Source organism: Bifidobacterium choerinum, assembly GCF_000741135.1.
Lineage (GTDB): Bacteria > Actinomycetota > Actinomycetes > Actinomycetales > Bifidobacteriaceae > Bifidobacterium > Bifidobacterium choerinum.
The window spans coordinates 58,624-79,757 of record NZ_JGYU01000001.1 but is presented as its reverse complement, the minus strand read 5'-3'; the positions used below and the strand labels follow the sequence as shown (position 1 = coordinate 79,757).

At 67.5% G+C, this 21,134-nt stretch carries 16 protein-coding genes and 1 pseudogene; 13 read left to right on the top strand and 4 right to left on the bottom strand.

The window, feature by feature from the left end; translation table 11 throughout:
• The first annotated feature begins 24 nt into the window (after nucleotides 1–24).
• A complete protein-coding gene (gene tuf / locus BCHO_RS00330; protein ID WP_024540765.1) occupies nucleotides 25–1,224 on the top strand; it encodes an elongation factor Tu in 1,200 nt (399 codons plus the stop codon).
• Nucleotides 1,225–1,511: 287 nt separating this feature from the next.
• Here the strand turns inward: tuf and BCHO_RS00325 are convergent, their stop codons facing one another.
• Nucleotides 1,512–2,201, bottom strand: coding sequence for a Pr6Pr family membrane protein (locus tag BCHO_RS00325; RefSeq protein ID WP_024540766.1), 690 nt, complete (start codon nucleotides 2,199–2,201; stop codon nucleotides 1,512–1,514).
• A gap of 226 nt (nucleotides 2,202–2,427) precedes the next feature.
• On the bottom strand, nucleotides 2,428–2,979 hold the full coding sequence (locus BCHO_RS00320) for a hypothetical protein (RefSeq protein ID WP_024540767.1): 552 nt from the start codon (nucleotides 2,977–2,979) through the stop codon (nucleotides 2,428–2,430).
• Nucleotides 2,980–3,215: 236 nt separating this feature from the next.
• Here BCHO_RS00320 and efp point away from each other — a divergent pair, with 236 nt between their 5' ends.
• The 6 genes from efp to gmk all read left to right on the top strand — a co-directional run bounded on the left by efp (nucleotide 3,216) and on the right by gmk (nucleotide 10,608).
• Nucleotides 3,216–3,779, top strand: coding sequence for an elongation factor P (gene efp / locus BCHO_RS00315; RefSeq protein ID WP_024540768.1), 564 nt, complete (start codon nucleotides 3,216–3,218; stop codon nucleotides 3,777–3,779).
• A gap of 30 nt (nucleotides 3,780–3,809) precedes the next feature.
• Complete coding sequence (gene nusB, locus BCHO_RS00310) at nucleotides 3,810–4,247, top strand: transcription antitermination factor NusB (RefSeq protein ID WP_024540769.1); 438 nt, start codon at nucleotides 3,810–3,812, stop codon at nucleotides 4,245–4,247.
• Nucleotides 4,248–4,315: 68 nt separating this feature from the next.
• Nucleotides 4,316–5,563, top strand: coding sequence for a glutamine-hydrolyzing carbamoyl-phosphate synthase small subunit (gene carA / locus BCHO_RS00305; RefSeq protein WP_029675407.1), 1,248 nt, complete (start codon nucleotides 4,316–4,318; stop codon nucleotides 5,561–5,563).
• Complete coding sequence (gene carB / locus BCHO_RS00300) at nucleotides 5,550–8,942, top strand: carbamoyl-phosphate synthase large subunit (RefSeq protein ID WP_024540771.1); 3,393 nt, start codon at nucleotides 5,550–5,552, stop codon at nucleotides 8,940–8,942. Before carA ends, carB begins: the two co-directional genes overlap by 14 nt.
• Before the next feature lie 32 nt (nucleotides 8,943–8,974).
• Nucleotides 8,975–9,880: an orotidine-5'-phosphate decarboxylase gene (pyrF, locus tag BCHO_RS00295; protein WP_024540772.1), complete on the top strand. Its 906-nt coding sequence runs from the start codon at nucleotides 8,975–8,977 to the stop codon at nucleotides 9,878–9,880.
• A 119-nt stretch (nucleotides 9,881–9,999) separates the two neighbouring features.
• On the top strand, nucleotides 10,000–10,608 hold the full coding sequence (gmk, locus tag BCHO_RS00290; protein ID WP_029675408.1) for a guanylate kinase: 609 nt from the start codon (nucleotides 10,000–10,002) through the stop codon (nucleotides 10,606–10,608).
• A gap of 191 nt (nucleotides 10,609–10,799) precedes the next feature.
• Here the strand turns inward: gmk and ilvD are convergent, their stop codons facing one another.
• The gene (ilvD, locus tag BCHO_RS00285; protein ID WP_024540774.1) at nucleotides 10,800–12,659 is read right to left on the bottom strand and encodes a dihydroxy-acid dehydratase; all 1,860 of its coding nucleotides are present in this window, start codon (nucleotides 12,657–12,659) and stop codon (nucleotides 10,800–10,802) included.
• A gap of 205 nt (nucleotides 12,660–12,864) precedes the next feature.
• Here ilvD and rpoZ point away from each other — a divergent pair, with 205 nt between their 5' ends.
• The 5 genes and pseudogenes from rpoZ to fmt all read left to right on the top strand — a co-directional run bounded on the left by rpoZ (nucleotide 12,865) and on the right by fmt (nucleotide 19,378).
• Entirely contained in the window at nucleotides 12,865–13,149 is a 285-nt protein-coding gene (rpoZ, locus tag BCHO_RS00280; protein WP_024540775.1) for a DNA-directed RNA polymerase subunit omega, read from the top strand.
• A gap of 170 nt (nucleotides 13,150–13,319) precedes the next feature.
• A complete protein-coding gene (gene metK / locus BCHO_RS00275) occupies nucleotides 13,320–14,549 on the top strand; it encodes a methionine adenosyltransferase (protein ID WP_024540776.1) in 1,230 nt (409 codons plus the stop codon).
• A 155-nt stretch (nucleotides 14,550–14,704) separates the two neighbouring features.
• Entirely contained in the window at nucleotides 14,705–15,988 is a 1,284-nt protein-coding gene (locus tag BCHO_RS00270; protein ID WP_024540777.1) for a class I SAM-dependent methyltransferase, read from the top strand.
• 49 nt (nucleotides 15,989–16,037) lie between these two features.
• Nucleotides 16,038–18,252, top strand: a pseudogene (locus tag BCHO_RS00265) (primosomal protein N').
• Nucleotides 18,253–18,400: 148 nt separating this feature from the next.
• Entirely contained in the window at nucleotides 18,401–19,378 is a 978-nt protein-coding gene (gene fmt / locus BCHO_RS00260) for a methionyl-tRNA formyltransferase (RefSeq protein ID WP_024540779.1), read from the top strand.
• 152 nt (nucleotides 19,379–19,530) lie between these two features.
• Here the strand turns inward: fmt and serB are convergent, their stop codons facing one another.
• Nucleotides 19,531–20,244: a phosphoserine phosphatase SerB gene (serB, locus tag BCHO_RS00255; protein WP_024540780.1), complete on the bottom strand. Its 714-nt coding sequence runs from the start codon at nucleotides 20,242–20,244 to the stop codon at nucleotides 19,531–19,533.
• Between the two features lie 121 nt (nucleotides 20,245–20,365).
• Between serB and BCHO_RS00250 the strand changes: the two genes are divergently transcribed.
• Nucleotides 20,366–20,989 carry a DedA family protein gene (locus BCHO_RS00250; protein WP_081707945.1) on the top strand — a complete coding sequence of 208 codons (624 nt, stop codon included), beginning with the start codon at nucleotides 20,366–20,368 and terminating at the stop codon, nucleotides 20,987–20,989.
• The last annotated feature ends 145 nt before the right edge of the window (nucleotides 20,990–21,134 follow it).

Genomic DNA, 21,134 nt, shown 5'->3' with positions numbered 1-21,134 from the left:
GAGAACGTCCAGGAGGACAAACACATGGCAAAGGAAAAGTACGAGCGTACTAAGCCGCACGTTAACATTGGTACGATCGGCCACGTCGATCACGGCAAGACGACCCTGACCGCAGCGATCTCCAAGGTCCTGCACGATGAGTATCCGGATCTGAACCCGGAGTACGACTTCAACCAGATCGACGCCGCTCCGGAAGAGCAGCAGCGTGGTATCACCATCAACATCGCCCACATCGAGTACCAGACCGCGAAGCGTCACTACGCTCATGTCGACTGCCCGGGCCACGCCGACTTCGTCAAGAACATGATCACCGGCGCCGCCCAGATGGATGGCGCGATCCTCGTTGTGGCCGCCACCGACGGCCCGATGGCCCAGACCCGCGAGCACGTTCTGCTCGCTCGTCAGGTCGGCGTTCCGAAGATCCTCGTCGCGCTGAACAAGTGCGATATGGTCGACGATGAGGAGCTCATCGAGCTCGTCGAGGAAGAGGTCCGTGACCTCCTCGACGAGAACGGCTTCGACCGTGACTGCCCGGTCGTCCACACCTCCGCTTACGGCGCGCTGCATGACGACGCTCCGGATCACGAGAAGTGGGTTGCGACGATCAAGGAACTCATGGATGACGTCGACGACTACATCCCGACCCCGGTCCATGACCTCGACAAGCCGTTCCTGATGCCGATCGAGGACGTCTTCACGATCTCCGGTCGTGGTACCGTCGTCACCGGCCGTGTCGAGCGTGGCCGCCTGCCGATCAACACCAACGTCGAGATCGTCGGCATCCGCCCGACCCAGACCACCACCGTCACCTCCATCGAGACCTTCCACAAGCAGATGGACGAGTGCGAGGCTGGCGACAACACCGGTCTGCTGCTGCGCGGCATCAACCGTACCGACGTCGAGCGTGGCCAGGTCGTGGCCGCTCCGGGTTCGGTCACCCCGCACACCAAGTTCGAAGGCGAAGTCTACGTCCTCACCAAGGATGAGGGCGGCCGTCACTCGCCGTTCTTCTCGAACTACCGTCCGCAGTTCTACTTCCGCACGACGGACGTCACCGGCGTCATCACGCTGCCGGAAGGCGTCGAGATGGTTCAGCCTGGCGATCACGCGACCTTCACGGTCGAGCTCATCCAGCCGATCGCTATGGAAGAGGGCCTCACCTTCGCAGTGCGCGAAGGCGGCCACACCGTCGGCTCGGGCCGTGTCACCAAGATCCTCGGCTGATTCGATTCAGCGTTGATCTGACGCGGTAGTACGCGACTGATCGGAAAGCCCCACCTGATTCATTCAGGTGGGGCTTTCCTTGTTATTACGTTGTTTCTACGTCCCGCAACGCCCGATGTGAGGATTCGGGTGGAGGTTGATTTGAGGTCGATCACACGCCGCTATTAGCGGCCATTGTCTGCAGTCGGTGGTTGAGGTCAATCATGGACTGCTGTCGGGTCGGCGGTCGTAAGGCATAAAAACAGCCGCCCGTAGGGGCGGCTGCGGAGAGGGATGGGAATCGGCGGCTAGTCGAGTTCGGTCGCGACTTCGCGCGCCGGCGTACCGGCGCGGTCGTCGGCCGGCAGCACACGGTCGAGACCGACCATCAGATAGCCGAAGGCGATGAACGCGATAAGCAGGACGCCGATCCAGCGCAGGACGCCGCCGACGCCGAGCTGCGCGGCGTCGAGGAAGAAATAGGGGTAGAGCAGCGGCGTGTCGGGGTCGAAATGGCACAGCCATGCGCGGATGTAGACGAAGCCGACGTAGCACAGCGGGAAGATCGTCGCGGCGAAGGGCCAGGTCCAGCGCACACGGCGGTGTTCGTAGCACAGCAGCCAGTCGAAGGTGAACATCAGCGGCAGCGCGACGTGGAAGAGCAGGCTCGTCACCTGGAAGTTCTGCGCGGGGTCACGGTCGGGCTGACCGGCGAGCAGCAGGTTGAAGACGAAGAACGTGAGCAGGATCGCGATGACGCTGACGAACTTGAGCTGCGGCGCGAAGTCGACCGGGCCGTCGTCGCGGCGGCGCGCCGTCCGGACGAGCTCACACAGCACGACGGTGATGCACAGGTAGTTCGACAGGTTCGTGAAGTAGACGAAGAAGTCGGCGTCGAACTCGGCGTCGTACAGGCCGATGCTGCCGAGGACGCCGACGGCGCCGAGCGCGACGTAGAAGGTCTGGAAGATGAGCTGCGCGGTTCTGCTGCGGATCATGGATGCTCCTGGGATGACGGTACGGGGATGGGCGGCGCCGGCGCGCGGGAGTCCCGTGCGCCGGCGCGACCGCTCCACGCTACGCCAGACGCGATCCGTCCGCGTTGTGCGACTCGCGCCAAGCGCGGCCGGCGAATTTGTGGGGAACCACAAAAAACGGCCGCCCGCACACCCCCCCTCGCAAGGTGCGCGGATGGCCGTCGCATGAGGCGCGTGGACGCGCGGATCAGCGGAATGTGACCGTGTGCAGGCCGTCCTTGTGCAGGTCGACGACCTTGATCGACTCGACGTTGCCGTTGGCGTCGAGCGAGACGACGACCGGGTTCATCGCCTTGATCGCCGCATCGGAGAACTCGGTGTGGCCGGACGGCGACGACTTGAGCAGGATCATCGGCAGGTCGTTGCGCAGCGTGTCCTCGGCGTCCGAACGCGCGTCGTTGACGAGGAGGACCTGGCCGTCCTCCTGGCCGGCGAAGTCCATCAGCAGACGGACGATGTCGCCGCGGCGCATGTTCGGCACGGCGACCGCCGTGTCGCCGTGCTCGCGGATCTCGCGGTGGATCGCGTCGACGCCCTTGAAGTCGACGTCGATGACGTCGGCGGACGGCGGCACGGTAGGCAGGACGTGCTTCTCGTCGATGATGGCGAGCTTGCGCGTGCCGGCGACGGCGTTGACGAGGGACTGGAACGTCGTGACCTTGTCCGCGAGCGGCGCGGCGCCGACGATGATGACGGAACGGCCGTCGAGCAGCGCGTCGTTGACGAGTGAATCGATCATGGATGCCTCCTTGACATAGGTCCTGCTAACAGGTATAGCGCGCCGCGGCGGCGCCGTGCGGGCGTTGTCGTCGATGGCGTAACCGCGTCCGCGCGGCGCGCCGCCGCCGGTTTCCCGCCGTGCGCCCCTCCCGCGCCGCTGCGCGGACCGCATATGCGGACTGTATAGAGGTGCTGGCATAATATGCAAGGCTCTTTGTATAGCTGCATGACACGTCGAATGAATAGGTGAGTAATTTGGCACAGACTACCAACGACATCAAGAACGGATCGATCCTCAACCTTGACGGCCAGCTGTGGCAGGTCATCAAGTTCCAGCACGTCAAGCCGGGCAAGGGCCCCGCCTTCGTGCGCACGACGATCAAGAACGTCCTGTCGGGCAAGATCGTCGACAAGACCTTCAACGCGGGCATGAAGATGGAGTTCGAGACCGTCGACAACCGCACGCTGCAGTACTCCTACGACGACGGCGACAACTTCGTCTTCATGGACATGACCACCTACGACCAGGTCATGATCCCGAAGACGCTCGTCGGCGACAAGGCGAAGTACCTGCTCGAGGGCACCGACTGCATCGTCTCCTTCCACGACGGCCAGCCGCTGTCCGTCGAGCTGCCGGCCTCCGTCGTCCTGACCGTCACCCACACCGAGCCGGGCCTGCAGGGCAACCGCTCGAACGCCGGCACGAAGCCGGCGACCGTCGAGACCGGCGCCGAGATCCAGGTGCCGCTGTTCATCGGCGAGGGCGAGAAGGTCAAGGTCAGCACCGAGGACGGCTCCTATCTGGGCCGCGAGAACTGATCCGGGACAAGCAGTAAGGATCACAGCTCCATGGCACGTTCCACCGCTCGCAAGAGGGCTCTGAACACGTTGTATGAAGCGGACGAGAAGGGACAGGACATCCTGTCCCTTCTTGATGAGCGCATCGCACAGCCCGGTGCGCAGACGCCGCTTCCCGACTACGCCGTCGAAATCGTGCGCGGCGTCGCCGACCACCGTCGCGACATCGACCGCATGCTCAACGACCATTCCACCAGCTGGAAGGTGCGCCGCATGCACGTCGTCGACCGTAATATCCTTCGTATTGCGACTTGGGAGATCGTCTACAACGACGATGTCCCCGACAAAGTGGCCATCGATGAAGCGATCAACCTCGCCAAGACCTTGTGCGACGACGACGCGCCGTCCTTCATCCACGGCTTGCTCAGCGCGATAAGCGCCGCCGAGCATCCCGACGGCAAGGACGCACGACCGGATCAGGCCGAATAGCCTCACGCGTTTGGCCGGGTCGCGAGTCTCAACCGGCCGCTATCCATCCTTTCGACAACAACTGATGAATGGGGGTTTGGGTGAACCAGATCGACTCGGCATCCGCTTTCACCACCGATGATGCCGTCCTCGTGCTCGAGGACGGACAGGTCTATGTGGGCGAACCTTACGGAGCGCGCGGAGAGACGCGCGGGGAGATCGTCTTCTCCACCGCGATGACCGGCTATCAGGAGACGCTCACCGATCCAAGCTACGACAGGCAGATCGTCGTGCAGACGTTCCCGCACATCGGAGACACCGGCGTCAACGACGAGGACCCGGAGTCCTCGCGCATCTGGGTCGCCGGCTACGTCGTGCGCGACCCCAGCCCGACGGTGAGCAACTGGCGTGCCGACGGCACACTCGACGACGCGCTCGTCGCCGACGGCATCGTCGGCATCAGCCACATCGACACCCGCAAGCTCGTGCGCCATCTGCGCGATGCCGGCGTCATGCGCGCCGGCATCTTCTCCGGCGACGTCCTCGTCGGCGCCGACGGCGAGCCGCGCACGATCGAATCGCTGCTCGACGACGTGCGCGCCACGCCGCAGATGAAGGGCATGGGCCTGTACGACGAGGTGAGCACCGACAAGGCCTACGTCATCGAGCCGGCCGGCGAGTTCGAGGGACACGAGCCCGTCGCGACCGTCGCCGCGATCGACCTGGGCATCAAGGCGATGACGCCGCACCGCATGGCCGAACGCGGCTGCCGCGTCCATGTGCTGCCGTCGACGACGACCTTCGAGCAGATCGAGGAGCTCAACCCCGACGGCGTCTTCTTCTCCAACGGACCGGGCGACCCGGAGCAGGCCGACGACATGGTCGCGCTGCTGCGCCGCGTGCTTGACGCCGGCTACCCGTTCTTCGGCATCTGCTTCGGCAACCAGCTGCTCGGCCGCGCGCTCGGCTTCGGCACCTACAAGCTCAAGTTCGGCCATCGCGGCGTCAACCAGCCGGTCAAGGACCTGACGACCGGCAAGGTCGAGGTGACCGCGCACAACCACGGCTTCGCCGTCGACGCCCCGATCGGCGAGACGGTCGACGCGCCGTACGACGGCGGCCGTTACGGCAAGGTCTTCGTCAGCCACGTCGACCTCAACGACGACGTCGTCGAAGGCCTGCAGTGCGTCGACATCCCCGCCTTCTCCGTCCAGTACCATCCGGAGGCCGCCGCCGGCCCGCACGACGCCGCCTATCTGTTCGACCGCTTCGTCGCGATGATGAACGACGCCAACGCCAAGAATGCCAAGGAGGAATCCACGAATGCCCAAGCGTAACGACATCAAGTCGGTAATGGTCATCGGCTCCGGCCCGATCGTCATCGGTCAGGCCGCCGAGTTCGACTATTCGGGAACCCAGGCCTGCCGCGTCCTGCGCGAGGAGGGCATCCGCGTCATCCTCGTCAACTCCAACCCGGCCACGATCATGACCGACCCGGAGATGGCCGACGCCACCTACATCGAGCCGATCGCCACGCCGATCCTCGAACGCATCATCGCCAAGGAGCGCCCCGACGCGCTGCTGCCGACGCTCGGCGGACAGACCGCGCTCAACGCGGCCGTCGCGCTCGGCGAGGCCGGCGTGCTCAAGAAGTACAACGTCGAGCTCATCGGCGCCTCGCTCGAGGCGATCGACCGCGGTGAGGACCGCGAATCGTTCAAGAAGGTCGTTGAGGAAGCCGGCGCCGAGTCGGCGCGCTCCGACATCGCGCACACGCTCGAGGAGGTCGATGCGATCGCCGAACGCTTCGGGTTCCCGCTCGTCGTGCGCCCGTCGTTCACGATGGGCGGCCTCGGCTCCGGCATCGCGCACGACACCGAGGAGCTGCACCGCATCGCCGGTGCCGGCATCCATTATTCGCCGACCGACGAGGTGCTCATCGAGGAGGGCATCGAGGGCTGGAAGGAATACGAGCTCGAGCTGATGCGCGACCGCAACGACAACGTCGTGGTCGTCTGCCCGATCGAGAACGTCGACCCGGTCGGCGTGCACACCGGCGACTCGATCACCGTCGCCCCGGTGTTCACGCTCACCGACCGCGAATACCAGAAGCTGCGCGACATCGGCATCGCGATCATCCGCGGCGTCGGCGTCGACACCGGCGGCTGCAACATTCAGTTCGCGATCCACCCGAAGACCGGCCGCATCATCGTCATCGAGATGAACCCGCGCGTCTCGCGCTCGTCGGCGCTCGCGTCGAAGGCCACCGGCTTCCCGATCGCGAAGATCGCGACGAAGCTCGCGCTCGGCTACACGCTCGACGAGATCCAGAACGACATCACGAAGTCGACGCCGGCGAGCTTCGAGCCGACGATCGACTACGTCGTCACGAAGGTGCCGCGCTTCGCGTTCGAGAAGTTCCCGGGCGCCGACCCGACGCTGACGACGTCGATGAAGTCGGTCGGCGAGGCGATGGCGCTCGCCGGCAACTTCGAGGAGTCGCTCGGCAAGGCGATGCGTTCGATCGACAAGCGCGACATGGCCTTCTCGTGGGACGGCGACAAGCCGTCCGCCGACGGGGTCGCCGAGCTGCTCGAGGCGATGCGCACGCCGACCGAGCACCGCTACCTGCAGCTGATGCGCGCGATCTGGGGCGGCGCCACCGAGGAGCAGATCTTCGAGGCGACGAAGATCGACCCGTGGTTCATCCGTCAGTTCACGCGCATCAACGACATGGCGATGCAGGTGCGCGCCGCCGAGACGCTGTCGCCGCGCCTGCTCAAGAAGGCGAAGCTCGCGGGCCTGTCCGACCTGCAGATCGCGCATCTGCGCGGCCTGGGCGACGCCGGCGAGAACACGATCCGCGAACTGCGCTGGAACTACGGCCTGCACCCGGTCTACAAGACCGTCGACACCTGCGCTGCCGAGTTCGACGCGGCCACGCCGTACTACTATTCGTGCTACGCCGACGAGACCGAGCTGCGCCGCCGCGACCGCGAGGCCGTCATCATCCTCGGCTCCGGCCCCAACCGCATCGGCCAGGGCATCGAGTTCGACTACACCTGCGTGCACGCGGTGCAGGAGCTCGGCAAGGACTATGACACGATCATGGTCAACTGTAACCCGGAGACCGTCTCGACCGACTACGACATGTCCGACCGCCTCTACTTCGAGCCGCTGACCTTCGAGGACGTCCTCGAGATCTACGAAGCCGAGAAGAAGATGGGCCCGATCAAGGGCGTTATCGTGCAGCTCGGCGGCCAGACGCCGCTGTCGCTCGCCGCGCGGCTCAAGGCCGCCGGCGTGCCGATCCTCGGCACGACCCCCGAATCGATCGACCTGGCCGAGAACCGCGAGCTCTTCGGTGAGGTGCTGCGCGCCGAGAAGCTCAACGCGCCGCGCTTTGGCACCGCGCTCAGCCTCGGCGAGGCGCTCGACGCCGCGCACAACATCGGCTACCCGGTGCTCGTGCGCCCGAGCTACGTGCTCGGTGGACGCGGCATGGAGATCGTTTACGACGACGCCCAGCTTGAGAAGTACGTCAACCGCGCGCTCGACCAGGCGAAGGCCGACACGGTCGTCTCCGGACGCCTGCCCTCGCCGCTGCTCATCGACAAGTTCCTGCAGGATGCGATCGAGATCGACGTCGACGCATTGTTCGACGGCCACGAGCTGTACATCGGCGGCATCATGGAACACATCGAGGAGGCCGGCGTCCACTCCGGCGATGCGGCGTGCACGCTGCCGCCAAGCACGCTGAGCGACGACCAGATCCGCCGTCTGCGCGAGGCGACGCTCGCGATCGCCAAGGGCTGCGGCGTGCAGGGCCTGATCAACGTGCAGTACGCGTTCATGGCGAACACGCTCTACGTCATCGAGGCGAACCCGCGCGCGTCGCGCACCGTGCCCTTCGCGTCGAAGGCAACCGGCGTCGCGCTCGCGAAGGCCGCGGCGCGCATCATGGTCGGCGAGACGATCCAGCAGCAGCGCGACAACGGCCTGCTGCTGCCGCATGGCGACGGCGGCGACGCGCGCATCGGACAGCAGGTGGCCGTCAAGGAGTCGGTGCTGCCGTTCAAGCGCTTCCGCACGCCGGTCGGCAAGACCGTCGACATCCTGCTCGGACCCGAGATGCGTTCGACCGGCGAGGTCATGGGCTTCGACCGCGACTTCCCGCACGCCTTCGCGAAGAGCCAGCTTTCGGCGTACGAGGGCGGCCTGCCGACCTCCGGCACCGTCTTCCTCTCGGTCAACGACACCGACAAGCGCCAGCTGCCGCTGTTCGCCGTGCGCCTCGTCGAGCTCGGCTTCACGATCTGCGCGACCGAAGGCACCGCCTCGGTGCTGCGCCGCTACGGCATCGATTCGAAGATCGTCGACAAGATCACGGCGCGCGTCGACACCGACCCGGACGCCCCGGTCGAGGTGCGCAAGGCGGCCGGCAGCATCGGCAAGAACGTCGTCGAGCTGATCGAGGAAGGCAAGATCGACCTCATCCTCAACACGCCGAACTCGCGTGGTTCGCGTTCGGACGGGTATTCTATCCGCGCCGCGGCGATCGCCGCCGATGTGCCGCAGTTTACGACGATGACCGAATTCGCTGCGGTACTATTGGCGATAGAGGCGGTCAAGGCGAACGACTACCAGGTCATGAGCATCCAGGAGCATGCCCGTGAGCTGTTCGCCCTCGAACGCCGTGCGCAGGACAACGGATAACCGACCAACCTCATCAGGGGAGGAGCAGCATCATGACCGACCCCAGCACGCAGGAGCAGCTTGCATTGCGGTCCGACTTCGGACTGCGGCTGAGCAATTCGATGAAACGGTACGGCCCACTGTGCGTGGGCATCGACCCGCATCGCCAGCTGCTTGCGGACTGGGGCTATGACATCGACGCGCAGGGCGCCGAGCTCTACGCGATGCGCATGCTGCAGGCGGCCAACGGACGCGCGGCCGCCGTCAAATTCCAGACCTCGATGTTCGAGCGCTACGGCTCACGCGGGTACGCGGCGCTCGAGCGCGTCCTCTTCGCCGCGCGGCAGATGGACATCATCACAATCGTCGACTGCCTGCACGGCGGACTGTCGACGACGATCTCGGCGATCGCCGACGCCTACTTCAAGCCGGACGCGCCGATGCTCGCCGACGCGATCACGCTGCTGCCGTACTACGGCGCACGTTCGCTCAGCGGCGTCATCGAGGACGCGCTCAACAACGGGCGCGGCGTGTTCGTCGCGTCGCTCACATCGAATCCGGAAGGCGCGAGCCTGCAGACGGCGATCCGCCAGACCGGCGAATACAAAGGCAAGACGGTCGCCTACGGCATCGCCAACACCGCGCAGAAATACAATGTGGACACACCGGGCCTCGGCTCGGTCGGCCTGATCATCGGCGCGACGATCGGGCAGTGGCTGCAGGAGAGCGGCGTGGCGCCGTCGAGCTTCACCGGACCGATCCTCTCGCCGGGCTACGGCTGGCAGGGCGCCGAGGCGAGCGACCTCAAGACCGTGTTCCGCGGCACGCACGGCAACGTGCTCATCACCGTCTCTCGCGCGATCGCCGAGCACGGTCCGGACATCCAGTCGCTGATCCAGGCCACCGAGAGCATCGCGCTCGACGTGCGGCTCGCACTGATGGAGGAGGCGCTCGACTGAAAAGGCGGCGCCGGACGGCGGTCGTCGGCCGGCAATCATCAACCAACACGGCGGCCTGGCCGCCGCATCAACGTGACGGGAAACGGAACGTGGAACATTCGCAGCAGCAGGCACAGGGCATCGTCGACACGGCGGACGACGCCGGCAAGGGCGGCAGGCTCGTCGTGCTCACCGGGCCGACGGCGGTCGGCAAGGGCACCGTCGAGGCGGCGATGCTCGCCAAGCATCCCGAGGTGTGGGTGTCGGTGTCGGCGACGACGCGCGACCCGCGCCCCGGCGAACGCGACGGCGTCGACTACTGGTTCATGGACGACGACGAATTCGTCGCCAAGGAGGCCGCCGGTGAGTTCCTCGAGACGGCCGTCGTGCACGGCATGGCGCACTACGGCACGCCGCTGGCGCCGGTGCGCGAGCATCTCGCCGCGAACACGCCGACGCTGCTCGAGATCGACCTGCAGGGCGCGCGCCGCGTCAGGGAACGCGCGAAGGAGCTCGGACTCGAGATCGTCACCGTGTTCATCGCGCCGCCGAGCTTCGAGGAGCTCAAGCGCCGCCTCGTCGGCCGCGGCACCGAGACGCCCGAACAGCAGGCGAAGCGTCTCGAGACGGCGAAGGTCGAGCTGGCGGCCGAATCCGAGTTCGACGTGACGATCGTCAACGAGGAGGTCGAACGGACCGCCGACGAACTGTGGAGGATCATCGCCGACGAATACGGCATCGCCGAATAGTCGAATAGTCGAATAGTCGAATAGTCGAATAGTCGAATAGTCGAATAGACGAATAGACGAATAGACGGAACGCCTCCGCGCCGTACGGCGGATACAGCATATCTATCGGCATGGCAAGAGGAAAGCCCCCACCGAGGGAACATCGGTGGGGGCTTTCACATCCTTGTACGCCGCCGCGGGCGGCCGGCCGGTCAGGCCAGGCCGGAGAGACGGTCGATGAGCTCCGGGTCGCGCGTCGCGCCCTTGTCGGCGGAGCGGGCGAAGGCGGCGAAGGCCTTGAGCGCCTGGCTCACCTGACGGTCGCGGTGCGCGACGTAGCCGTCGCCGGCCTCGAGCTTCGCGCGGCGTTCGGCGAGCTCCTCGTCGGACAGTTCGACGTTGATCGTGCGGTTCGGGATGTCGATCGAGATGATGTCGCCGTCCTCGACGAGCGCGATCGTGCCGCCGCTCGCGGCCTCCGGCGCGACGTGGCCGATCGACAGGCCCGACGAGCCGCCCGAATAGCGGCCGTCGGTGATCAGCGCGACCTCCTTGCCGATGCCCTTGCCCTTGACGAAGGACGTCGGGTAGAGCATCTCCTGCATGCCGGGGCCGCCCTTGGGGCCCTCGTAGCGGATGATGAGCGCCTGGCCGGGCTTGAGCGTGTCGTTGAGGATGACCTCGACGGCCTGCTCCTGCGATTCGACGACGAGCGCCGGGCCGCGGAAGGTCCAGATTTCCTTCGGCACGCCGGCGGTCTTGACGACGCAGCCGTCGGGGGCGAGGTTGCCGCGCAGCACGGCGAGGCCGCCCTCGGTGACGGCCGGATGCTCGACGTCGTGGATCGCGCCGTTGACGCGGTCGGTGTCGAGCGAGTCGAACTTCGTCTCGTGCGTCCACGGTTCGGGGGAGACGATATGGCCCGGCGCGGCCCTGAAGAAGTCCTTCGCGTAGTCGGTGCAGGTCTCGCGCATGATGTCCCAGTCGTCGAGCTTCGCCTCGAGCGGCGGATAGTCGATCGAATGCACGTCGCGGTGCAGCTTGCCGGCGCGGTCGAGCTCGCCGAGGATGCCGGTGATGCCGCCGGCGCGGTGCACGTCGGAGATCTCCCATTCACCGGAGGGAGAGGCCTTGCAGATGCACTGGACGGTGTGCGAGATGCGCTCGATGTCGTTGAGCGTGAAGTCGACGTCCGCCGACTGTGCCATCGCGAGGATGTGCAGCACCGTGTTCGTCGAGCCGCCCATCGCCACGTCCATCGTCATCGCGTTCTCGAAGGCGTGCTTCGTCGCGATCGAACGGGGGAGCACCGACTCGTCGTCCTCGTGGTAGTAGCGGTTCGCGATGTCGACGACGGTCTGCGCGGCGCGCTCGAAGAGCTGCCTGCGGTAGCCGTGGGAGGCGAGGACGGTGCCGTTGCCGGGCAGCGCCAGGCCGATCGCCTCGGTCAGGCAGTTCATCGAGTTCGCCGTGAACATGCCGGCGCACGAGCCGCAGGTCGGGCAGACGGTGCGCTCGTAGGCGAGCAGGTCCTCGTCGGTCATGTCGTCGTCGGCCGACGCGTACATGACGTCGATGAGGTCGGTGTTCTCCTTGACGGTGCCGTCGGGCAGCACCGTCGTGCCGGCCTCCATCGGGCCGCCGGAGACGAAGACGGTCGGGATGTTCAGACGCAGCGCCGCCATCAGCATGCCCGGCGTGATCTTGTCGCAGTTCGAGATGCAGATGAGCGCGTCGGCGCAGTGCGCGTTGACCTGGTATTCGACGGTGTCGGCGATGATCTCGCGGCTCGGCAGCGAGTAGAGCATGCCGGTGTGGCCCATCGCGATGCCGTCGTCGACGGCCATTGTGTTGAATTCGCGCGGGATGCCGCCGGCCTTCTTGACGGCCTCGGAGACGAGGCGGCCGACCTTGTTGAGGTGGACGTGGCCGGGGACGAACTCGTCGAAGGAGTTTGCGATGGCGACGATCGGCTTGCCGAAGTCCTTGCCATCCACACCGGCGGCGCGGTAGAGCGCACGGGCGCCGGCGAACATTCTTCCGTTCATGATTTTCGCAGATCGCATTTCCATAACACGCCATTCAACCGCACCGCGGGCGCGGCATGCCGCCGAATGGTCATATCGTGGGAAATTTTCGCCGAACCTTGACAAATGCGTGCGGCGCCATCGGCGGCGCCGACGGCGGGAGGTCTTGAACGGGTCGGCGCCCTGAGATAGAATGACTGTTTTGAACAAGCTGAACAAGCATCGTGCGAGTGATTTGGAGACCTCAACTATGGCATTCGGTACCGAGCCTACACCAACCGGACTTGCGAATCCGCCGATCGACGACCTGATGGAGCACGCCGACTCCAAGTACGCGCTGGCGATCTTCGCCGCGAAGCGCGCCCGTCAGATCAATTCCTACTTCGCGCAGCTCAACGAGGGACTGCTGCAGAACGTCGGCCCGCTCGTCGAGTACCAGAGCCAGGAGAAGCCGCTGTCGATCGCCTTCCGCGAGATCAACGAGGGACTGCTCGAGGAGACCCTCGGCGAGGACGACCTCAACGAGGGCAACTGACCGCAGGCCCTTGCGCCTCCGGAGCACGGCCCCCGGTTTCCCACGTCGCGTAATGCATGGCGTGGGGAACCGGGGGCCTCTAATATGCGACGGAGCGACTATGATGTGTCGCGGACGTTTCCAACCCATACGCCCGCCGCATCGCACACCACCAGCATCAGGGGAGTTTTATGGCCGAACTCAAGTTGATTTCCGCGGAATCGGTGACCGAAGGGCATCCGGACAAGATCTGCGACCAGATCTCCGACGCGATCCTCGACGACATGCTGCGCCATGACCCGCATTCGCACGTCGCCGTCGAGACGTCGGCGACGACCGGTCAGTTCTTCGTCTTCGGCGAGGTCTCGAGCGAAGGCTACAGCGACATCCAGAACATCGTGCGCTCCGTCGTGCGAAACATCGGCTACACGAGCTCCGAGGTGGGCCTCGACGCCGACTCGTGCGGCGTCCTCGTCTCGATCACCGAACAGAGCCCCGAGATCAACCAGGGCGTCTCGCGCCTGAGCCGCGAGGCCGAAAGCGCCGCCTCGCGCGAGGAGCGCTACGAGGCGCAGGGCGCCGGCGACCAGGGCGTCATGTTCGGCTACGCGAGCGACGAGACCGTCGTGCTGATGCCGCTGCCGATCCATCTGGCGCACCGCCTCGCCAAACGCCTGACCGACGTGCGCAAGTCCGGCGAGGTGCCGTTCCTGCGCCCCGACGGCAAGACGCAGGTGACGATCGAATACGACGAGCACGACGTGCCGGTGCGCCTCGACACCGTCCTTGTCTCGACGCAGCACGACCCGTCGGTGCGTCAGGACTGGCTCAGGGAGCAGCTCGACGAGCACGTCATCAAACCGGTGCTCGACGAGGTCCTCGCCGACCGCGTGCGCCACGACGACTACCGCGTGCTCGTCAATCCGACCGGCTCGTTCATCATGGGCGGCCCGGCCGCCGACGCGGGACTCACCGGCCGTAAGATCATCGTCGACACCTACGGCGGCGCCGCGCATCATGGCGGCGGCGCGTTCTCTGGCAAGGACCCGAGCAAGGTCGACCGTTCGGCCGCCTACGCGGCGCGCTGGGTCGCGAAGAACATCGTGGCCGCGGGGCTTGCGCACAAGGTCGAGGTGCAGGTCGCGTACGCGATCGGCGTCGCCGACCCGGTGAGCATCAACGTCGAGACCTACGGCACCGAGGCCGACGGCGTGACGCGCGAGCAGATCCAGCGCGCCGTGCGCCGCGTCTTCGACCTGCGTCCGGCCGCGATCGTCGACGAGCTCGACCTGCTACGCCCGATCTACGCGAAGACCGCCGCCTACGGCCACTTCGGACGCGAGGACGCCGACTTCCCGTGGGAGGCGACGGACCGCGTCGACGCGCTCAGGGACGCGATCGCCGCCGAACGCGAGGACTGAGACACGACCGGGACCCGGCGGCACGCCGCCGGGTCCCGCCATAACCGGTTTTACCGGCAGCTGAACGGCCATGCGACGCCGCATGGGTAGACTGTCCTTCCAAAACCGGCGCCGCGACAGGACGCGGCCGGACACGCACAGAGGAGGAACGAACAATGGCATCGATGACCGTCGCGCAGATGGTGGAGCTCTTCGTCAAACCGGACGCCCCGATCCATGTGACCGCCTTCGACGGATCGAGCTTCGGCGACCCGGACGCGCCGGTCACGATCAGCGTGAACAACGCGCGCGCCGTCTACCATATGGTCAACGCGCCCGGCGAACTCGGCCTGGCGCGCGCCTACCTGCAGGGCGACATCGACTCACCGCAGCTCGTGCCCGGCAACCCGTACCGGCTCTTCGGTGACCTCGTGGCCGTCAAGCCGTATCTGCGCATGCCGAACCCGGCGCAGCTCGCGCACGCGCTCGCCTCGGTCGCCTCACACGGCATCCGCCGCCCCGCCGCGCCGGATATCGAAGGCCCAGGCAGGCTGCGTCGCCTGACCGAGGGGCTGCTGCCGCATTCGAAGGCCGGCGACGCGGCGACGGTCAGCTACCACTACGACCAGTCGAACGACTTCTACGCGCTGTTCCTCGGCCCGTCGATGACCTACACCTGCGCCGTCTTCGACTCCCCGGACACGTCGCTCGAGGCCGCGCAGAAGGCCAAGCTCGACCTCATCCTCGACAAGCTTGCGCTCAGGCCCGGCGAACGCCTGCTCGACATCGGCTGCGGCTGGGGCTCGATGGAGATCGAGGCCGCCAGGCGCGGCATCAGGGTGCTCGGCGTCACGCTCTCCGAGGAGCAGGTCGAATGGGCGCAGCGCTGGATCCGCGACGAGGGCCTCGAGGACCTCGCCGAGGTGCGGCTGATGGACTACCGAGACGTGCCCGAAGGCGACTTCGACGCGATCTGCTCGATCGGCATGATGGAGCACGTCGGCCACAAGCACTATCCGTCGTACTTCAAGGAGATCTACGACAAGCTCAAGCCGGGCGCGAAGCTGCTCAACCACCAGATCACGCGCTGCAACTCGCATCAGGGCAAGAAGGCGGGCGAGTTCATCGACCGCTACATCTTCCCCGACGGCGAACTGTCGAGCCCGGCCGAGATCGAGATGGTCATCCAGGACACCGGCTTCGAGGTCGTCAACCAGGAGAACCTGCGCCAGCACTACGCGCTGACGCTGCACCGCTGGAACGAGAACCTCGCCGCGCACTGGGACGAGGCCGTCAGGCTCGTCGGCGAGCCGAAGGCCCGCCTGTGGGGCCTGTACATGGCCGGATGCGCGTACAACTTCGAGATGAACCACATCCAGATCCACCAGTTCCTCGCCGTCAAGCCGGAGGACAACGGCACCGACGTCTACCCGCTGCGCCCGTGGTGGCCGCGCCACTGAGCGCAACGCCGGCGGCGGCCGCCTCCGCGGGGTCGTTACACTGGGAGCCATGAGCACGAGCGATGCGACGCAACCCACCTTCGACGGCATGCAGCCGCGCCGCCGGCGTCCCCGCGGCGGGGCCGCGCACACGCCGGCCGTGCGGCTGCCGGTCGCGCGCGTCGTCCTCGACATCCAGGCCACCCATCTGGGACGCTGCTTCGACTATCTGATCGACGAACGCCTCTCCGAGGCCGCGCGCCCCGGCTGCCTCGTGCGCGTACGCTTCGGCGGCCAGCGCGTCTCCGGCATCATCTGGGAGCGCGTCGAGCACAGCGACACCGACCCGTCGGCGCTGCGCTACATCGAACGCGTGCTCAGCGGCGTTGTCATGGGCGGCCAAATGCGCCGCGACGTCGCTGCGATCGCCGACGCCTACGGCGGCACCTGCGCGAACATCGTGCGCGTCGCGCTGCCGCAGCGCATCGCCGCCGTCGACAAGGAGATGGCGAACCTCGCCGACGGACCGGACACGCGCGCCGACGCCGGCGCGCGCGCGGCCGCCGCGCAGGCGATGGGCGCCGACTTCGCGCGCCGCTACGAGCGGGCGCAGGTCCTCGCCGACGCGCTCGCCGGCGAACGCTTCCAGTCCTTCGTCGTCGACGCCGTCGCCGGCTCGGCGTGCGCCGACCTCACGTGGATGGCGGCGTCGGCGCTCGCGCACGGCAGGTCGGCGGTGCTCGTCATGCCGTCGATGCGCGAGGTGTGGGAGGTCATGCGTGCACTCGAGGGCGCGGGACTGACCGCCTTCGCGCCCGACGGCGAAGGTCCGGGCGGCGAAGCCTGGGGCGGTGACGTGGCCGTGCTCAGCGGCTCGCTCGGCCCCGCCGAACGCTACCGCGCCTACCTCGCCGTCGCGTCGGGGCGTGTGCGCTGCGTCGTCGGCACGCGCGCGGCGATGTACGCGCCGGTGACGGGCCCCGCGTTGTTCGCCGTGCTCGACGACGGCGCCTACCAGTACGCCGACGGGCTGATGCCGTACGCGAACGCACGCGGCGTGTGCCGGCTGCGCGCGCGGCTGCACGACGGCGTCTTCGTCGCGATGGCCTATGCGCGCAGCGTGCTCAGCCAATGGGAATGCGAGGACACGACGGCGATGCCGGTCGCCGTGAGCGGACCGAGCGCCGCGATCGTGCCCTTCCGTGACGTCGCGCGCGCCGCCGCGCCGCCGGTGCGCTGGCTCAACCGCGACGAACTCGCACGTCTCGCCGATCCGAGCATCGCGCGCGCGCGTGCCGCACACCGCCGTGCGCGTGCTGTCGGCCGCGCTCGAGCACGGCCCGGTCCTGTTCTCGATCCCCTCCGACGGCATCAGCGAATCGTTGGTGTGCGCGCGCTGCCTGCGTCAGGCGCGCTGCCTGCGCTGCACCGGGCCGCTCGAACGCGGCGGACCGACCGGCACGCCGCGCTGCCGCTGGTGCGGGGCGCCGGCCGTCGACTGGCACTGCCCGCACTGCGGCGGCGAGCGCATGCGCGTCGTGCGCGTCGGCGCTGCCGGCACCGCGCAGGAGCTGCAGGGGCTGTTCCGTGGCGTGCCGATGGTCCTGTCGAGCCCGCACCAGCCGCAGGGCGTCGTCGAACAGGTCGCCGACGCGCCGGCGATCGTCATCGCGACGCCCGGCGCGGAGCCGCATGTGCGCGCGGGCGCCTACCGCGCCGTCGCGATCCTCGACGCATGGACGAGCCTGTACCGGCAGAGCATCGACGCCTACATCGACGTGCTGCGCGACTGGATGCGCGCGATGGCGCTGTGCGCGCCGCGCGCCGACGGGGGAGCGGGGCTGCTGATCGGCGAGACCGACCCGGTGATCGCGCAGTCGCTGATGACGTGGGACCCGCGTATCCTCGCCGCCGCCGAACTCGCGCAGCGACGCGAGGCCGGGCTGCCGCCGGCCGTGAGCGCGGCCTGCGTGTGGGGGCAGCGCAACGCCGTAGCCGAGACGCTGCGGCGCATCGGCGTCGCCTCCGGCGGCGATTGGGCGACGCTGCGATTGTGTGACGACGAGTTCCAGACGGTGCTCGGCCCGGTGCCGATCCCGCCCGAACGCACCGTCGACTCGCGTGAGCTCGAGCAGATGCGCGACCGCGTCAAGGCGGTCGTGCTCGTCGCGCATGCGCGCCGCGCCGAACTGGCGACGCGGCTGCGCACTGCCGTCGCCCGTCATGTCGCTGCGCGCGAGTTCGGCGAGCTGCGCTTCCGCGTCGACCCGAAGGACCTGCTGTAGCGCTCAGCTGACGGCGACACGGCCGGTACTGCCGGCCGTGTCGACTACGATGGGGGACGGTCGGCGCCGTCCGCCGTGCGGCGGGACGCCGTGATGACGACGTCATGGACCGTCGATGGACGGACGAACGGACAAGGAGGACGTGAGGATGCTGCGAGTACTGTTTGCGGGCACGCCGGAGGTGGCGGTGCCGTCGTTGAGGACGCTGGCGAAGGACACCGAGCATTTCGAGGTCGTCGCCGTGCTCACGCGCCCCGACGCCCCGACCGGCCGCGGCCGCAGGCTCATGGCGAGCCCGGTCAAGATGGCGGCGCTCGAACTGGGGCTGCCGGTCATGGAATGCGACCCGAACGAGGAGGTCTTCCTGTCCGCGCTCAAGGCGACCGGCGCCGAGGCCGCCGCGATCGTCGCCTACGGCAGGATCCTCAAGGAGCCGGTGCTCGAGGCGCTGCCGATGGGCTGGTACAACCTGCACTTCTCACTGCTGCCGCAGTGGCGTGGCGCCGCGCCGGTGCAGCGCGCGATCTGGGCCGGCGAATCGGTGACCGGCGCATCGGTGTTCCGTGTCACGAAGGGCATGGACGAAGGCCCGGTGCTCGCGCAGTCGACGGTCGAGATCGGCGCGCACGAGAACGCCGGCGAACTGCTCGACCGTCTCGCCGAGGACGGCGCGCATCTGCTCGCCGCCTCGCTCGAAGGCATGGCCGAAGGCCAGATCACGCCGGTCGAGCAGCCGGCCGGCGCCTTCGAGGTGGCCGCGAAGATCTCGCACGACGACGCCCATATGCGCTTCGACGTGCCGGTCTTCGCGCTCGACCGCCAGATCCGCGCATGCACGCCGCTGCCCGGCGCATGGTGCGACCTGCATGTGCAGGGCGACGCGCTCGCGCCGACGACGCTGCATGTGACGAAGGCGTCGCCGGCGAGCGCCGAGCTGCGCGAAAGCGTCGAGGTCCCCGAAGGCCTCAAGCCCGGCGAGCTGCACATCACGAAGCATCATGTCTGGGTCGGCACGAGCACCGAGGCGCTCGAGCTGCAGCTCGTCAAGGCGCAGGGCAAGAAGGAGATGGGTGCGGCCGAATGGGCGCGCGGCGCGCATCTGGGCGCCGGCGCGTTCCTCGACTGAGCGCGGTTTCCGATTGGCGTGTGATGGGGCGTCGGCGATGCCCCGAACGACGAAGCGGTCGGTCGCATCGGTGATCGATGCGACCGACCGCTTCGTATGCCGTGCTCCGCACGCCGCGCGCGGCTGACTGATTCGTCTGCGACGCCGGCGGATCAGCGGCGCAGGTAGTCGAGGACGCGCGTCAGGTCGCGCTCGTCGATCGTGTGCGGCGCGGCGGCGCGCACGGCTGGTTTCGCGCAGAACGCGATGCCGAGCCCGGCCGCGTCGATCATCGGCAGGTCGTTCGCGCCGTCGCCGACGGCGACCGTCTGCGCGGCGTCGACGCCGTCGGCGGCCGCCCACCGGCGCATCGCGCGCAGTTTGACGTCCTTCGTGACGATCGGGCCGGCGACGCGTCCGGTGAGCGTGTGCGAGGCGTCGTCCACCTCGAGGCGGTTCGCGATCCGGTAGTCGAGTCCGGCCGCCTCGGCGAGCCGGTCGACGATTTCATGGAAGCCGCCGGAGACGACGCCGACCTTCCAGCCGTGCCGGTGCAGCTCGTCGATGAGCTGCAGTGCGCCGTTCGTGAAATGCAGCCTGCGGTAGACGTCGTCGAAGATCGACGTCGGCAGTCCCTCGAGCAACGCGACGCGCGCGTCGAGCGCCTGGGCGAAGTCGAGCTCGCCGTTCATCGCGCGCGCCGTCACCGCGCTGATGCGTTCGCCGACGCCGGCGGCCTCGCCGAGCTCGTCGATGACCTCCTCGTCGATCAGCGTGGAGTCGACGTCCATGACGAGCAGGCCGGGGCGGCGCAGCGTCGGCAGACCGTCCGCGGGCGTGTCGGCTGCGGGCGTGTCGTCAAGGATTTGCAAAGGTATTGGGCTCATAGTGACGATTGTCGAAAAACGTTGGGACAATGGCGCAATGCGTTTTTCGATGATTCTCTCCCAGATCCCGGTCGATGAGCAGCTGCAGTGCGCGACGAGCTCGGACGGCCTCATCGGCTCGATGACCTCGTGGCTCGTGCAGCTGATGGAGACCGTCGGCGGCGTCGGCGTCGCGCTCGCGATCGCGCTCGAATCGATCTTCCCGCCGATCCCTAGCGAGATCATCCTGCCGCTCGCCGGATTCACGGCGGCGCGCGGCAGCATGGGGCTCGTCGCCGCGATCCTGTGGGCGACGATGGGCTCGCTGCTCGGCGCATGGGCGCTCTACGGCATCGCCCGCTGGTTCGGGCTGCACCGCATCCACCGCGCCGCCGACCGCATCCCCGGCGTCAGCCGCGACGACGTCGACAAGGCGAACCGCTGGTTCACGAAATACGGCACCTGGTCGGTGCTGCTCGGCCGCGTCATCCCGGTCGTGCGCTCGCTGATCTCGATCCCGGCCGGCTTCAACCGGATGAACTTCGCCCAGTTCTCGCTGTGGACCTTCATCGGCTCGGCCGTGTGGAACACCGTGCTCGTCACCGCCGGCTACATGCTCGGCGACCGGTGGTGCTCGATCCTCGGCGTGCTCAACGTGTTCGAGGACGTCATCATCGTCGTCTTCGCCGCCGTCCTCGTCTTCTTCGCCGTGCGCTGGATTCGTAATCTGATACGCGAGCGCCGCGCCTCGCGCATCGACGGGTAGCATGGCGGTACGCGCTACGCGTTGAAGTCAGGGCCGGACGGCGCGCTTCCGCTACACTGGGTATGGGTCGCCTTCCGGGCGACGCCCGATGCGGCGGCGGACGCCGTCCGGCCGTTTTCCATGCATGCGCTTTCGCCGGAGCCGT

What these genes read in the sequence shown, in the direction of transcription:
- metK (WP_024540776.1), top strand. Translation starts at nt 13,320, where the DNA reads ATGGCCGAACTCAAGTTGATTTCCGCGGAATCGGTGACCGAAGGGCAT.
- BCHO_RS00320 (WP_024540767.1), bottom strand. Translation starts at nt 2,979, where the DNA reads ATGATCGATTCACTCGTCAACGACGCGCTGCTCGACGGCCGTTCCGTC.
- nusB (WP_024540769.1), top strand. Translation starts at nt 3,810, where the DNA reads ATGGCACGTTCCACCGCTCGCAAGAGGGCTCTGAACACGTTGTATGAA.
- carA (WP_029675407.1), top strand. Translation starts at nt 4,316, where the DNA reads ATGGGGGTTTGGGTGAACCAGATCGACTCGGCATCCGCTTTCACCACC.
- BCHO_RS00325 (WP_024540766.1), bottom strand. Translation starts at nt 2,201, where the DNA reads ATGATCCGCAGCAGAACCGCGCAGCTCATCTTCCAGACCTTCTACGTC.
- tuf (WP_024540765.1), top strand. Translation starts at nt 25, where the DNA reads ATGGCAAAGGAAAAGTACGAGCGTACTAAGCCGCACGTTAACATTGGT.
- fmt (WP_024540779.1), top strand. Translation starts at nt 18,401, where the DNA reads ATGCTGCGAGTACTGTTTGCGGGCACGCCGGAGGTGGCGGTGCCGTCG.
- BCHO_RS00250 (WP_081707945.1), top strand. Translation starts at nt 20,366, where the DNA reads ATGACCTCGTGGCTCGTGCAGCTGATGGAGACCGTCGGCGGCGTCGGC.
- pyrF (WP_024540772.1), top strand. Translation starts at nt 8,975, where the DNA reads ATGACCGACCCCAGCACGCAGGAGCAGCTTGCATTGCGGTCCGACTTC.
- BCHO_RS00270 (WP_024540777.1), top strand. Translation starts at nt 14,705, where the DNA reads ATGGCATCGATGACCGTCGCGCAGATGGTGGAGCTCTTCGTCAAACCG.
- serB (WP_024540780.1), bottom strand. Translation starts at nt 20,244, where the DNA reads ATGAGCCCAATACCTTTGCAAATCCTTGACGACACGCCCGCAGCCGAC.
- carB (WP_024540771.1), top strand. Translation starts at nt 5,550, where the DNA reads ATGCCCAAGCGTAACGACATCAAGTCGGTAATGGTCATCGGCTCCGGC.
- rpoZ (WP_024540775.1), top strand. Translation starts at nt 12,865, where the DNA reads ATGGCATTCGGTACCGAGCCTACACCAACCGGACTTGCGAATCCGCCG.
- ilvD (WP_024540774.1), bottom strand. Translation starts at nt 12,659, where the DNA reads ATGGAAATGCGATCTGCGAAAATCATGAACGGAAGAATGTTCGCCGGC.